The organism is Mesocryomonas lacus, from assembly GCF_055730135.2.
The window spans coordinates 224,157-236,966 of the sequence record NZ_JBUZWE020000003.1; the positions used below are offsets into that span (position 1 = coordinate 224,157).

Consider the following 12,810-nt stretch of genomic DNA (forward strand, 5'->3'; position numbering starts at 1 on the left):
CGGCGTCACCGAGCTGGGCGCAAAACGGGCTATTGCGCGAGCAGTGGGCAGGCCCGTCACCATGTGTCCGCCAATGCCTGGAGCGCCAGACCCTCGCGCTTGCGGCGCTCCATCTCGGCGACGAGCTGCAGTTTCAGGAAGGCGCCGGGGTCGTCGGCGATGGTCTTCAGCCATTGCTTCGTCGCCGGCACGGAACGCGCCGCATTGCGCTTCTGCACGTTGCGCTGCATCTCGGCCATGGTGATCGCCGCAGCGCTCGCCTGCCCGCCCGAGCGCCCGGCGCCCCCGGCATCGCCGGCCGAGCCGCGGGCGTCGCCGATGCCGCTCTCCTCGCCCTGGCGCGAGGTGCCGAGCCGCGCGACGCGGCTGCCGCCCGGCGCCTTCGCCTGCGAGTTGCTCTCCTTGTCGCCCGCCCGCCCGGCGCCGGAGGTCGCCGTCTCCTTGCCGCTGTCGCTGGGATCGCCGGACGAGCGATCCTTCTCGCCGAAGGCCGCCGCATTGGTCTTCGCCCGCCCGCCGGTCCGAGCGTCGAGCCCGACGACCGCAAGGAGCAATTGCCTGTTCGCGCCAGCATCGGCGACGAGGGCGCGGGTGACGTGATGGGAATCCAGCACCGCCTCGTAGGCGCCGATCGCGCCGGGCACGTCGCCGCTGCGGGCCAGCGCCTCGGCGCGGTTGTAGGCCGAGACGGCGTCATGCCGGTTCGCCAGCCTCGCGGCCGCCGCCGGGAAGTCGCCGGCCTGGAGCAGCGCATAGCCCTCGAGCCCGGGATCGGCCGAGACCGCCGCCGCCAGCCGCGGCAGGCCGGCCGACAGCGCCAGCCGCGCGACGCTCTCGCGCCCGGGGCCGAGGACGCCGACCGCCAGCGTCGCAAGGCTCAGCAGAAGAATGGCGACAAGCCGTCTCATGTCGGCCGCCGAAACAGCATCAGCGCCGGCACCAGCGCCAGGATCAGCAGCAACGGCCCGAGATCCAGCCAGGCCAGCGCCTGAAAATCGCTCGCGCCGATCCGGCTGGCGGCGTTGTCGGCGAGCGCCGCAGCCACGGCCTCGGGCCGCGCGACGTCCCCGGCCACCCCGCCGGTCAGTGCTGCAAGCGCTGCGAGCTCGCCGGGATTGCCGTCGCGGCCGATCGCGCTTTGCGCCGCCAGCGTGTCGATCCGGAAGCCGGCGTCGGCGATCCGCAAGGCCGCAGCCCGTGTCTCCTCACCGAAAGCGCCGCCGTCGGAGACCAGCAGGATGTCGCCCGCCACGACGCCGGACCGCCGGAGAAGGTCGAGCGCAAGATCCAGCGCCAGCCAGGGCCGCGATCCCTCGACCGGCACGGTCTTGGCGTCGAGACCGAAGATCGTGCGCGACAGCGCCGCGTGATCCGAGGTGAAGGGCGCGCCGATGAAGGCCTCGCCAGCATAGACAACGAGCGCCGCCTGCCGCGTGCCCGAGGCGGCGAGGGCTGCTTGCGCGGCGCTGCGGGCGTCCTCGAAACCCTTGGCGGTCGCGACCGACCGCGACAGGTCGACCACGACGACGGTGCCGTCGAGGTTGCGGAAACTCTCCGCTGCCGGCCGTTCGATCGCCGGGCCGACCAGCGCGAGGACGAGAAGCGTCGCGAAAGCCGCCAGCGTCAGGTTGCGCCGTCCGCGGCCGGCGACCACCGCCCCGCGCCGGGCGAGCGCATCCATCAGCCCGGGATCGATGACCGACGACCAGCCGCCCAGCGCGGCCACCCGGCGGGTTGCGAGCCCCGCGAGCACCAGAACCACCGGCAGCGCCAGCAGGAACCAGGGCCGGAGCAGCCCGGCATGCTCGACCGCGATCATGCCGCCCTCCCCATGTCCTGCCGTCCGGCACGGGTCGGTCCGCCGGCGCCGCTCGCGCCACGGCGGCGGCGTTTCAGCCCGCCGCCGAGACGCGCGAACGCAGCGAGCGACGGGCGCCGCCGGCCGAGCATCATCGCGGCCACCACGAGAAGCGCAAGCAGGCCGGGAATGGGCCAGAGGCTGGCATGGACGATGGTCGCGGGCGCAGCGCTCGGGCTGGTCTCGAGCGCGTCGATCGCGTCCATGACCTCGCGCAGCTGTTCGGTGTTGCGCACGCGGAACGTCTGCCCGCCTGCCTCGCTCGCCACCGCCGACAGCGTCGCCGTGTCGACCCCCTCGTCGCCGCGCTCGCCCTCGGCAAGGTCCAGCGGGCCCATGGCGATCGTATCCACTTTGATCCCCAGTGCCTTCGCCAGCGCGGCCGCCGAATCCGGCTGCACCGTGCCGGCATTCTGCGCGCCGTCGGAGAGGAGGATCACCACCTTGGCCTTCGCGTCGCTGTCCGACAGCTTCTTCAGCGCCAGCCCGAGGCCCTCGCCGATCGCCGTCGAACGACCGGCGAGGCCGACGTCGATGCCGTCGACCACCTTCGCTACCGCCTCCACGTCGTAGCTTAGCGGTGAGGCGACGTAAGCGCGCTCGCCGAAAATCACCAGCCCCACCCGGTCTCCCGCTCGCCGCAGCACGAAGTCGCGCGCCAAAAGCTTCAGCACGTCCATCCGCCGCCGCTTGGCGCCATCGAGTTCAAAGTCCGGCCGCTCCATCGAGCCCGACACGTCGAGCGAAAGGATGATGTCGCGGCCCGATGCGGGCGCTGCCGGCACCGCCACCACCGTTCGCGGCCCGGCGATGGCCGTGACCAGCAGGATCCACAACAGCCAGGCGAGCAGCAGGCGCCGCTTTTCCGCCGAGAGCACGGCATCGCCGGCGGCAAAATCGGCCGTCAGCGTCGCCGGCACGCGCAGCGCGCCGCCTGCCTCGCCGACCGGCTTCAGCCAGCGAAGAGCGAGGAAGGGCAGCGGCAGGAGCAGAAAGGCGAGCGGGAAGGCGAAGTCGAAATTTCCCATCAAGCGCGAACCCCGCCAAGAAGGTCTTTCAGCCCCTGCCCCACCACGTCTGCCTCGGCGCGGTCCGGCGTGTCCGGCGCATAGAGGGCGATCAGCCGCCGCCCGGCGCCCGCGGTGAAGAAGTCGGTGCCGAAACGCTGGTCGAGATGGGCGGCATAGGCCGCGCCCTCGAGACGTGCTGCCGCCGCGCCATCACGCAGCGCGACGAAGCGCCGGATGAGGCGCGCTTCGGCCAGGATAGCGTCCGCCGGCGGCAGCGCCCGCGCCGCCTCGAGCTCGCTCAGAACCCGCAGCGACACCCGACGGCGTCCCTTGATCCGCCGCGGCCAGAGAAGCGCGACGAGAAGCGCCAGCAGGAGGCCGAGCGCCACCGGCAGCATGAGGTCGGCCCAGCCGAAGGCGGCCGCCGGCGGCAGGTGCGCCGGGCGCAGGGCTTCCAGGATCTTCGCCGTCTCCGGCAGCTCAGCGGCGTCTGGCATCGAACCCCTCGATCAGGCCGGCCAGCGCCAACGGCTCCTCGGCCGCCGGCAGCACGATGACGCGGGCGCCGAGCCGTTCCAACTGCCGGACACGCCGGTCAAGGTCGCGCTCGGACGGCCGCCCCGAGACCTCGCCGGTCTCCCGCCGGCCGGACGGCGCGAGGTAGGGATAGCGCCCCGCCGGCATCGCCGCCTCGAAGGCGTCGGCGATCAGAAACACGTCGAGCGCCGCCCGGTGCACCACGTCGCGCATCACGGCCTCGAAGTCGGCACCGGGATGGTCGAGCGCGGTGGCGAGCAGCAGCGTGCCGTCGTGCGGCAGCGCCCGCGACGCCGCCTCGAGAATGCGGTCGAGCGGCGGATCCTCCACGGGCTTGGCATCGAGGGCTGCGGCATGCGCAGCCGACAGCCGCCCGGCCACCGCCTTCATCGCCCGGTCGCCGGCGCCCGGCCGCTGGAAGAAGGTTTCCGCCGCGGTCGCCGCGAAGACGCCGACGCGCCCGCCTTGCCCCGCCGTCCGCCAGCCGGCCAGCGCCAAAGCCTCGGCGGCCGCCACCGAACGGAACGCCCGCTGCGTGCCGAACAGCATCGACGGGCGGAAGTCGGCGACGAGCAGCACCGAGCGCTCGCGCTCGTCGCGGAAGGTGCGCACATGCAGCTTGCCGGTCCGCGCCGTGGTGTTGCGGTCGATGTGGCGGACGTCGTCGCCATAGAGGAAGGGGCGGATGTCGTCGGTCTCGAGCCCGCGCCCGCGCCGCCGCGTGACGATGCCGCCCGGCAGCATCATGGTGCGCGCCCCCGCCCCCGCCTCGCCGGCGTCGATGAGGTGGCGCATCCACAGAAGCCTGTCGGTCGGGAGCGTGACGCCGTCGCTGATCGCCTCGTCGAGCATGTCTCGCCTCAGAGCGGCCGGACGCGGTCGAGCAGCATCTCGATCACCCCGCGCGGCGTCGCCCCGTCGGCGGTGGCGCGCCAGGTCAACAGCGTGCGGTGGGCGAGGATGTCGGGTGCGAGGTCCGCCACGTCCTCGGGCACCACGAAGTCCCGACCATAGAGATAGGCCCGGGCCTTGGCAGCCGCCGCCAGCGCCAGCGTGCCGCGCGGCGAGGCCGGGTGCTCGATGATCCGGCCGATCTCAGAATCCTTGGCGGCCTCCCGCGGCGCCGTCACCAGCCGCACGATGAAATCCTTCAGCGCCGGCGACAGGTGCACGCGCATCGCCGCATCACGAGCCGCCCGCACCTCGGCAAGGCTGAGCTTCATCGCCATCGCCCCGGAATGCGTCACTGTCTCGGCCTCGACCAGATCGAGGATCTTTCGCTCCGAGGCGGCATTCGGCAGGCCGACGACGACGTGCATCAGGAACCGGTCGAGCTGCGCCTCGGGCAGCGGGAACGTGCCTTCCTGGTCGATCGGGTTCTGCGTCGCCACCACCATGAACGGGTCGGGCAGGACATGCGTCTCACCGCCCGCCGTCACCTGGCGCTCGGCCATCGCCTCGAGCAGCGCCGACTGCACCTTCGGTGGCGCGCGGTTGATCTCGTCGACCAGCACCAGCGAGGCGAAGACTGGCCCCGGCGCGAACTCGAAGCCGCCCTTGTCGGGCTGCCAGATCGGCGTTCCCGTAATGTCGGCGGGCATCAGGTCGGGCGTGCACTGGATGCGGTGGAAGGTGCTCTCCAACCCCTCGGCTAGGCGCTTGACGGCGCGCGTCTTGGCCAGCCCCGGCATGCCCTCGACCAAGAGATGCCCACCTGACAGAAGCCCGATCAACAGCCGCTCGACCAGCGCCTCGCAGCCGATCAGCCCGTCCTGCAGGCCTTCCTTCAGCTGCAAAATCCGCCCCCGGATCGCCGCGTCCGCGCCAGGCCTGCCGGCCGTCGCCGCGCCGCCCGCCATCTGGCCGGGATCCGTCAAAGGGGCACGCACCGAGGGTGAATCCACCACATCGCCTCCATCCGGGTGCCCAATCCGGACCTATGGCTTACGAAGGGATAAGCCGTAGGTCAACAGGCGGGGATGGGGATCGCGGCGAGTTGAGGGCGCGGGGGCGGTTGGAAGAGCGAGGCGCCCCATCCTCAACGGGGTTGCGACGATGGCGGATCACGCGACGGCGCGGGCGCCCGGCTTGAAGCCGTGATGGCGCGAGACGGTGACGAGGGCGAGCGCCGCACCGACGAGGACGAGCATGGTCCAGGGAAACGCCCCGGCGCCCCAGCGGTCAAGAAGGATGCCGCCGACAATGCCGCCCGCAGCGATCGCCGTGTTCCAGACCGTGGTGATCATCGCATTGGCGATATCGACGCCGTCCCCGGCCGCATCGGCGGAAGCCGTCTGGAGAAGCGTGGCGGCGCCGCCGAACGACAGGCCCCAGAGGATGATTCCCGTGACGGCGACGGGCGCGATGTCCCCGGCGACGCCGAGGAGAAGCGTCACGCCCCCGAAGGCGGTGAGGCTGATCAGCACCAGCGCGCGCAGCATGCGGTCCACCAGGATGCCGGTGACCCAGATGCCGGCGAGCGCGGCGATCCCGAAGGCGAGCAGCAGCAGGTCCACCCGTTCCGCCAAGCCACTGCGGGCGGCGAAGGGCGCGACATAGGTGTAGAGGATGTTGTGCGCCGTCATCCAGGCGAGGATGGTGAGGAGGATGGGCCGGATCCCCGGCGTCCGGAACACCTGCCCGACGGAGAGCCGCTCGCCGCGGGGCTGACCGGCAAAGTCCGGAACCTTCCACATCACCCAGGCGACGAGGGCGATGGTGGTCGCCGACATTACCAGGAAGGACGATCGCCAGCCGACCGCCGCTCCTAGAAAGGAGCCCGCGGGCACCCCGAGCGAGAGGGCGATGGGCGTGCCGACCATGGCAATCGCCAGCGCCTTGCCCTTCAGGCGATCGACGACCATCCGGCGCGCATAGCCCGCCAGGATGGCCCAGGCGAGGCCCGCGGCGACCCCGGCGATGAAGCGCGCCACCAGCGTCAGGGCATAGTCGCCGGACAGGGCGGTGACCGTGTTGAAGACGAGGAAGCCGACGATGGCGGCCAGCAGCGTCGGCTTGCGCCGCAGGCCCTGCGTCAGAAAGGTCAGGGGAATCGCGGCGATGAGGGATCCTGCCGCGTAGAGGGTGACGAGCTGTCCCGCGAGCGCCTGGGACACGTCCAGTCCCTCGGCGATCTGCGGTAGGAGACCCGCGGGCAGGGTTTCGGTGAGGATCGCGGTGAAGCCGGTCATGGCGAACGCCAGCAGCGCTGCCATCGGCAGCCTCTCCTGTTCGGCATATGGCTCGGGTGGCGACGTGACGGATGACATGAAGCAAAACCTTTGTGGATTGATTGATCCAGAAGTGAGCGAAGGCCTCCCGCTTGTCAACGATTTCTGGAACGTTTAATTCAGAAGTCAACAATGGGAGGTTTCATGGCCCGGACCGGTCGCCCCAGAGGCTTTGATCGCGATGATGCGCTGACGAGCGCCATGCATCTGTTCTGGCAGCATGGCTATGACTTGACCTCGCTGGATCAGCTAAAGCGGGCCATGGGGGGAATCTCATCGGCCAGCTTCTACGCGGCGTTCGGCTCCAAGGAGTTGCTCTACCGCGCGGTGCTGGCGCGCTACCGCGAAACGCACGGCCAGGTCACGGCGTCGCTGCGGGATGAGACCCTGGCGCCCCGCGTGGCGATCGAACAGGCGCTGCGGCTCTCGGCGCGCATGCAGACGGATCCCTCGCATCCGACGGGATGCCTGATTGTCCTGTCGATGAGCGTTTCCGCTGGGGAGAGCGAGGTCCTTGGGGCGCTGTCCGCGGCCGAAAGGCTGGTCAACCGCACGGCGATCCACCGCTGCGTCGTGAGGGCGATCGCCTCCGGGGAATTGCGGGAGGAGACCGATCCCGTGGGCCTTGCGACCCTGATCGAGGGCCTGCTCCTCGGCTTCTCGCTCCAGGCGCGCGACGGCATTGCGCCGGAGGCCCTCGACGCCGCGGTCAGCACCGTCCTCGCCGTCTGGGACGCCCAGCGGCCCGTCGCTCCCTGATGCTCCCGCCACCGGCTGTCGACGATCGCCGCCGGCCCATCTCCCCGCCCGCCGTCATACCCCCGACAACACCCGGCGCTATTGCCCCGTCATCGCTGGATTCGAGGACATTGCCATGGGCCAGACCGCCTTCACCGCCGCCGGCACCTTCTGGCGCGGCAACATCCACACCCATTCCACCGCCTCGGACGGCGTGCTGTCGCCCGAAGCCGTCTGCCGGACCTATGCCGAGGCCGGCTACGACTTCCTCTGCCTCTCCGACCATTTTCTGGAGCGCTTCGGCTTCCCCGTGGTCGACACCACGCCGTTCCGCACGAAAACCTTCACGACCATTTTCGGCGCCGAGATCCATGCACCTCAGAACAGCCATGGCGAGATCTGGCACCTTCTCGCCTGTGGCCTGCCGCTGGATTTCGCGCCGCTTGGCGAGAATGAGGATGCCGTGGCGCTGGCCAAGCGCGCGGTGGCGGCCGGCGCCTTCCTCGGCATCGCGCATCCGCAATGGTCGCAGCTGACCATCGAGGACGGGCGGCAGATGGCCGGCATCGCCCATGCGGTGGAGATCTACAACACCGGCTGCCACCTCGAATGCGACCGGCCGGACGGCACCGCCCTCCTCGACGCGCTGCTCTCGGAAGGGTTCCGCCTCACCGGCTACGCCGCCGACGACGCGCATTTCAAGATCGACGATGCGCTCGGCGGCTGGATGATGGTGAAGGCGGAAGTGAACGAGCCGCAGGCGCTCCTCGCCGCCATCAAGGCCGGCGCCTTCTACTCCTCGCGTGGCCCGGTGATCACCGACATCGCGGTCGCCGGGAAGATGCTCTCGGTCGACTGCGAACCCGCCGCAGGCATTGCCCTCGTCGGCCGCGGTTCCCGCGCCGAATACCGCGGCGGCCCCGGCATCACCCATGCCGACCTGCCGATCGAACGCTTCGCCGGCGACTGGTGCCGCGTGGTGGTGATGGACGCGGCGGGAAAGCAGGCCTGGTCGAACCCGATCTGGCTTTAGAAACGCGCCGCTGCCGCGAATGTGATGGCCGTGCCGCGCCTGCCTGAAGGAGCCCTGCGAAGGGCATTTTGAAAGCTTCGGCTGGCGTGCCATCCGTTCGGAAAAGGCACGAAGGGTCCGCCCCCACCTTGATTTCAAAGCGTCTTTCCTCGATGGGGTGGACCTATTCAATCGCGAATGTTCTTCGGCAGAGCAGCGATCAGACGAGTGGCCAGGATGCTATCGACAAGCCTTCGAACGAACGAAATGGGAGCGGCCGGAAACGACTGGCAGACGCCAGCAAACGGGCTCCGCATCCATCAGGCCTTGCCCCGGCCGGTGCGACAGATCCAGATCTTCGGGCAGCGCTGTAGCGGAACGAATGTCCTCACCAAACTGCTCGCCGCCAACTTCGGCTGGGAGACCATCACCGATCGCTACGGCTTCAAGCATTGGTTCGTGCCGGATCAGATCCTGTTTCCGAGCGACGTCCTCGTCTGCGTCGTCGCACGTCATCCGGTCAACTGGATCCGCAGCCTCCACCGGCAGCCCTGGCACGCGCACGCCGATCTCAAGGCCATGCCCTTTTCCGACTTCATCCGCGCGGAATGGCACAGCTATTGGGATCACGAGGTTGGTGGCATCGATGAGCACCATCCGATGTACAACCGGGAAATGCTGCACGAGCGCGATCCCGCGACCGGCCGTCGGTTTGCCAATCCGCTGCGCAAGCGGACTGCCAAGCTGCACGCCTGGAGCGGGCTCTACGCGCGCAGCGCCAATCTGTGCCTGCTCGACCTGGCGCTCCTGACCTCCGCCCCCGACACCATCCTTTCGGTTTTCGGCGATCTCCTGCAGCGCACCCCCGCGGGAGATCTCGGCGCCCTCCAATCCTACAAGGGCAACGGGTTCAACCGCTTCGTCGAGCGGCAATACGAGCCTCTGTCGCCGGCGGATGAAGCTTTCGTACGCTCGCAACTCGATCCCGACGTCGAGCGGCAGTTCGGCTACGCCCTCGGCTGATCCGCCAGGACTGGCCGCCGCAAAGCTGGACCTTGGTTTTCGACAGCCGCAACGGGAGTCCAGCTCGCCCGGCAACCGCGAGTATCCGTCCACCGGCGCTGGACTGCGACCGATGCCGCGACGGAATCGCCGGGGTGGCAAATCGCCAGCGCCTTGCCGTTGATGGTTCTCACGTCCGGAACACCAGCTCGATCCGCTCCGCCAGGAAACGCGCCCGCGACAGCTGGATCGGCGTGTCATCGGGATCGCAGTTCAGCGAATCGGTCACCAGCACCACCGCGTCGCGCGGGCAGCCGAGATGTTCGGCGTCGGTGGGGGTGACCCGCGATGCGGTGACGCGCGTCTCTTGGCGGCGGTAGTCGGCGACGCCCTCGGCGGCGAGCGCCCGGGTGATCGAGCCGCTCTCGGCATAGGCGGCGACGATGCCGGGAAAGCGCTCGGCCGGAAACCAGGAGGTGGCGAGCGACATCGCCACGCCGTCGGCGACGCTCAGCGTCTCCAGCCGGTGCAGCGGCGCGCCGGTGCGGATCTTCAGCGAGGCGGCGATCCGGGCGGTCGCCGCCTCGCGTTTCGAGGCGATCAGCCGCCCCGCCGGCTGGCGCGACTGGCTGGTGATGTTCTCGGAGAAGCGCGTGCGGGCGCCGACGGGGTAGGCAAGCCGCTCCGGCAGCCGGTCGACGAAGGTGCCGCGCCCCCGCTCGGCGCGCACCAGGCCCTCGGCCGAGAGCGCGGCGATCGCCCTTCGCACGGTGTGGCGGTTGACCTGGAAGCGCTCGGCCAGTTCCGCCTCCACCGGCAGCTTCTCCATCGCGCCCGCCGCGTCGGAGATTAGCGCGCGGATGCCGTCGGCAACGCTGCGCCAGCGCGCGATCCCCTCTTCGCCCCCGATCATGCCCGTCCTCTCCTGCGTCCGCCGGCAAAACCTTGCGGCGTCATTGTCCTGTCACGTCTCGGGGTGTAGATATCAGGATATAGATATAGTTGTCTATACCAATAGACAACTGGCTGCAGAAGCAGGCGGCCGAAGACGCAGAGACAACCGAGGGCGAGATGATCGAAGAGAGCAACGCCATTCCCGAGACCGACGCGACGGCGGCCCGCCAGCGCGCCATCGGCGCCTTCGCCGCCGCGGCCACGCCGGTGCTGGCCGAAGGTTGGCAGGCCATTGGCGGCGGCATGGCGGCGCTGCCGGTGCGCGGGCCGGAGGCCGGGCTCGTCATGCTGCGCGGCCGCATCGGCGGCGGCGGCGCACCGTTCAACCTCGGCGAGGCCAGCGTCACCCGCGCGACCGTTCGCCTTCCCTCCGGCGAGGTCGGCCACGCGATGGTGCTCGGCCGCGACGCCGACAAGGCGCGCCTCGCCGCCACGCTCGATGCCGCCTGGCAGCGGCCGGACTGGCGCGCGGCGATCGAGGCCGAAATCGTCGGCCCGGTCCTTGCCGCGCAAGCCGAGGACGACCGCAAGGCCGCCGAGGAGACCCAGGCGACGCGGGTCGATTTCTTCACCGTCGTACGCGGAGACGATTGATGGGCAAGGATATGAACGGCATCGACGGGGGCTTCACCGACCCGGTCTTCGACAGCCAGGCGGTCTTCGCCGGGGTCATGCAGGCCCTGTCGCGGCCGGGCACGGCGGTCGAGCTCGGCGCGCGCGTCAAGGCGCCCGGCGCCCTCGCGCCGGCCGCCGCCAGCATCCTCGCGGCGCTCGCCGACTACGACACGCCGGTCTGGCTCGACGCCTCGCTGCGCCAAGCGCCGGACGTCGTCCAATGGATCGGCTTCCAGACCGGCGCGATCCAGGTGAAGGCGCCGGGCCAGGCGCGCTTCGCCGTCGCAAGCGCCGGCGAGGACCTTCCCAACCTCTCCGACTTCGCGCTCGGCACCGCCGACTATCCCGACCGCTCGACGACGCTGATCCTGGTGCTGGACGACCTCGCCACCGGCGCGCCGCTGACGCTTTCCGGTCCCGGCATCGAAGCCTCAGTGACGATCCGCCCGCGCGGGCTGACGCCGGCCTTCTTCGCCGACTGGGCGATCAACCAGGCGCTGTTCCCGCGCGGCATCGACGTGCTGCTCGTCGCCGGCAGCCAGGCGCTCGGCCTGCCGCGCACCACCCGCATCCGGAGCGCCTGACATGTACGTCGCCGTGAAGGGTGGCGAAGCCGCCATCCAGAATGCCCACCGCCTCCTTGCCGACCGCCGCCGCGGCGCCCGCGACGTCCCGGCCCTGACGCTCGAGCAGATCGCCGGCCAGCTCGCGCTCGGCCTCGACCGGGTGATGGCCGAGGGCTCGCTCTACGACGTCGAGCTTGCCGCCATGGCGGTGCGCCAGTCGCGCGGCGACCTGATCGAGGCGATCTTCCTCCTGCGCGCCTACCGCACCACGCTGCCGCGTTTCGGCAACTCCGTGCCGGTCAATACGGGCAAGATGGCCATCGAGCGCCGGGTCTCGGCAACCTACAAGGACCTGCCGGGCGGGCAGTTGCTGGGGCCGACCTTCGACTACACCCACCGGCTGATCGATCCCGCCATGGCCGGCGACGAACCGGTCGAGACCGGGCTTCGCCGCGCGCTGTCCGGCGACGAGGGTTTTTGCCCACGCGTCACCGACCTTCTCGGCGACGAGGGGTTGATCGAGCCGGACCGACGCGCCGACGCGCCCGCGACCAATGTCAGTCCCGACGCTGGCGCCGGCGAGCACGAGAACGACACCCTCGGTCTTCGCACGACTGAAGACGCCGAGCCCGGCGACCTCACCCGCGAGCCCCTCTCTTTTCCCGCCGGCCGCGACCTCCGGCTGCAGGCACTCGCCCGCGGCGACGAGGGATTTCTCCTCTCGCTCGCCTATTCCACCCAGCGCGGCTTTGCCCGCACCCACCCCTTCGTCGGCGAGATCCGCATCGGCCTCGTCGATGTCGAGGTCGAGATGCCCGAGCTCGGCTTTCCCGTCACCATCGGCCGCGTCCGCCTCACCGAATGCCAGATGGTCAACCAGTTCTCCGGCTCGGCCAAGGAGCCGCCGCAGTTCACGCGCGGCTACGGGCTGGTGTTCGGCCAGTCCGAGCGCAAGGCGATGGCGATGAGCCTCGTCGACCGCGCGCTTCGGGCCGACGAGTTCGGCGAGGAGCGCATCGCGGTGGCGCAGGACGAGGAGTTCGTCATCGCCCACTCCGACAACGTCGCCGCCACCGGCTTCGTCGAGCACCTGAAGCTGCCGCACTACGTCGACTTCCAAGCCGAACTCGACCTCGTCCGCCGCCTGCGCGCCGAGCACACGGCGTCGGTGGTCGAGCTGAAGGACGCGGCGGAATGAGGCCCGCTTTAATGCCCGCCGCGCCGCAAGAAATACCAGGCGGCGGCAAGGCCGATCAGGATCACCGTCAGCTCGCCGAGCACGATCCAG

14 protein-coding genes are annotated in these 12,810 nt (G+C 70.3%); 6 read left to right on the top strand and 8 right to left on the bottom strand.

Features of this window, described 5'->3' with window-relative positions; translation table 11 throughout:
• Positions 1-56: 56 nt before the first annotated feature.
• The 7 genes from ACZLZY_RS06220 to ACZLZY_RS06250 form a co-directional block, all read right to left on the bottom strand.
• A complete protein-coding gene (locus ACZLZY_RS06220) occupies positions 57-908 on the bottom strand; it encodes a hypothetical protein (RefSeq protein WP_472932738.1) in 852 nt (283 codons plus the stop codon).
• Positions 905-1,819: a VWA domain-containing protein gene (locus ACZLZY_RS06225; protein ID WP_472932740.1), complete on the bottom strand. Its 915-nt coding sequence runs from the start codon at positions 1,817-1,819 to the stop codon at positions 905-907. Before ACZLZY_RS06225 ends, ACZLZY_RS06220 begins: the two co-directional genes overlap by 4 nt.
• Entirely contained in the window at positions 1,816-2,886 is a 1,071-nt protein-coding gene (locus tag ACZLZY_RS06230; protein ID WP_472932742.1) for a VWA domain-containing protein, read from the bottom strand. Before ACZLZY_RS06230 ends, ACZLZY_RS06225 begins: the two co-directional genes overlap by 4 nt.
• Complete coding sequence (locus ACZLZY_RS06235) at positions 2,886-3,365, bottom strand: DUF4381 family protein (RefSeq protein WP_472932744.1); 480 nt, start codon at positions 3,363-3,365, stop codon at positions 2,886-2,888. Before ACZLZY_RS06235 ends, ACZLZY_RS06230 begins: the two co-directional genes overlap by 1 nt.
• Positions 3,349-4,257, bottom strand: coding sequence for a DUF58 domain-containing protein (locus ACZLZY_RS06240; protein ID WP_472932745.1), 909 nt, complete (start codon positions 4,255-4,257; stop codon positions 3,349-3,351). The genes ACZLZY_RS06235 and ACZLZY_RS06240 overlap by 17 nt, the downstream gene beginning before the upstream one ends.
• An 8-nt stretch (positions 4,258-4,265) precedes the next feature.
• Positions 4,266-5,264 carry an AAA family ATPase gene (locus ACZLZY_RS06245; RefSeq protein ID WP_472933135.1) on the bottom strand — a complete coding sequence of 333 codons (999 nt, stop codon included), beginning with the start codon at positions 5,262-5,264 and terminating at the stop codon, positions 4,266-4,268.
• 204 nt (positions 5,265-5,468) lie between these two features.
• Positions 5,469-6,620 carry an MFS transporter gene (locus tag ACZLZY_RS06250; protein WP_472932747.1) on the bottom strand — a complete coding sequence of 384 codons (1,152 nt, stop codon included), beginning with the start codon at positions 6,618-6,620 and terminating at the stop codon, positions 5,469-5,471.
• 159 nt (positions 6,621-6,779) lie between these two features.
• Between ACZLZY_RS06250 and ACZLZY_RS06255 the strand changes: the two genes are divergently transcribed.
• The 3 genes from ACZLZY_RS06255 (at position 6,780) to ACZLZY_RS06265 (ending at position 9,408) form a co-directional block, all read left to right on the top strand.
• A complete protein-coding gene (locus ACZLZY_RS06255; RefSeq protein ID WP_472932749.1) occupies positions 6,780-7,394 on the top strand; it encodes a TetR/AcrR family transcriptional regulator in 615 nt (204 codons plus the stop codon).
• Between the two features lie 115 nt (positions 7,395-7,509).
• Positions 7,510-8,406: a CehA/McbA family metallohydrolase gene (locus ACZLZY_RS06260; RefSeq protein ID WP_472932751.1), complete on the top strand. Its 897-nt coding sequence runs from the start codon at positions 7,510-7,512 to the stop codon at positions 8,404-8,406.
• Positions 8,407-8,652: 246 nt separating this feature from the next.
• Complete coding sequence (locus ACZLZY_RS06265; RefSeq protein WP_472932753.1) at positions 8,653-9,408, top strand: hypothetical protein; 756 nt, start codon at positions 8,653-8,655, stop codon at positions 9,406-9,408.
• 169 nt (positions 9,409-9,577) lie between these two features.
• On the opposite strand, the gene phnF is transcribed toward ACZLZY_RS06265, so the two are convergent.
• Positions 9,578-10,300, bottom strand: coding sequence for a phosphonate metabolism transcriptional regulator PhnF (gene phnF, locus ACZLZY_RS06270; protein ID WP_472932755.1), 723 nt, complete (start codon positions 10,298-10,300; stop codon positions 9,578-9,580).
• A gap of 158 nt (positions 10,301-10,458) precedes the next feature.
• Between phnF and phnG the strand changes: the two genes are divergently transcribed.
• Genes phnG through ACZLZY_RS06285 form a run of 3 tightly spaced genes read left to right on the top strand, consistent with a single transcriptional unit; the run spans position 10,459 to position 12,720 of the window.
• Positions 10,459-10,935 (top strand): phosphonate C-P lyase system protein PhnG, encoded by a 477-nt coding sequence (phnG, locus tag ACZLZY_RS06275; protein WP_472933137.1) that lies wholly within the window; start codon positions 10,459-10,461, stop codon positions 10,933-10,935.
• Positions 10,935-11,540, top strand: coding sequence for a phosphonate C-P lyase system protein PhnH (phnH, locus tag ACZLZY_RS06280; RefSeq protein WP_472932756.1), 606 nt, complete (start codon positions 10,935-10,937; stop codon positions 11,538-11,540). Before phnG ends, phnH begins: the two co-directional genes overlap by 1 nt.
• A 1-nt stretch (position 11,541) precedes the next feature.
• Complete coding sequence (locus tag ACZLZY_RS06285) at positions 11,542-12,720, top strand: carbon-phosphorus lyase complex subunit (protein ID WP_472932757.1); 1,179 nt, start codon at positions 11,542-11,544, stop codon at positions 12,718-12,720.
• Positions 12,721-12,810 lie beyond the last annotated feature (90 nt).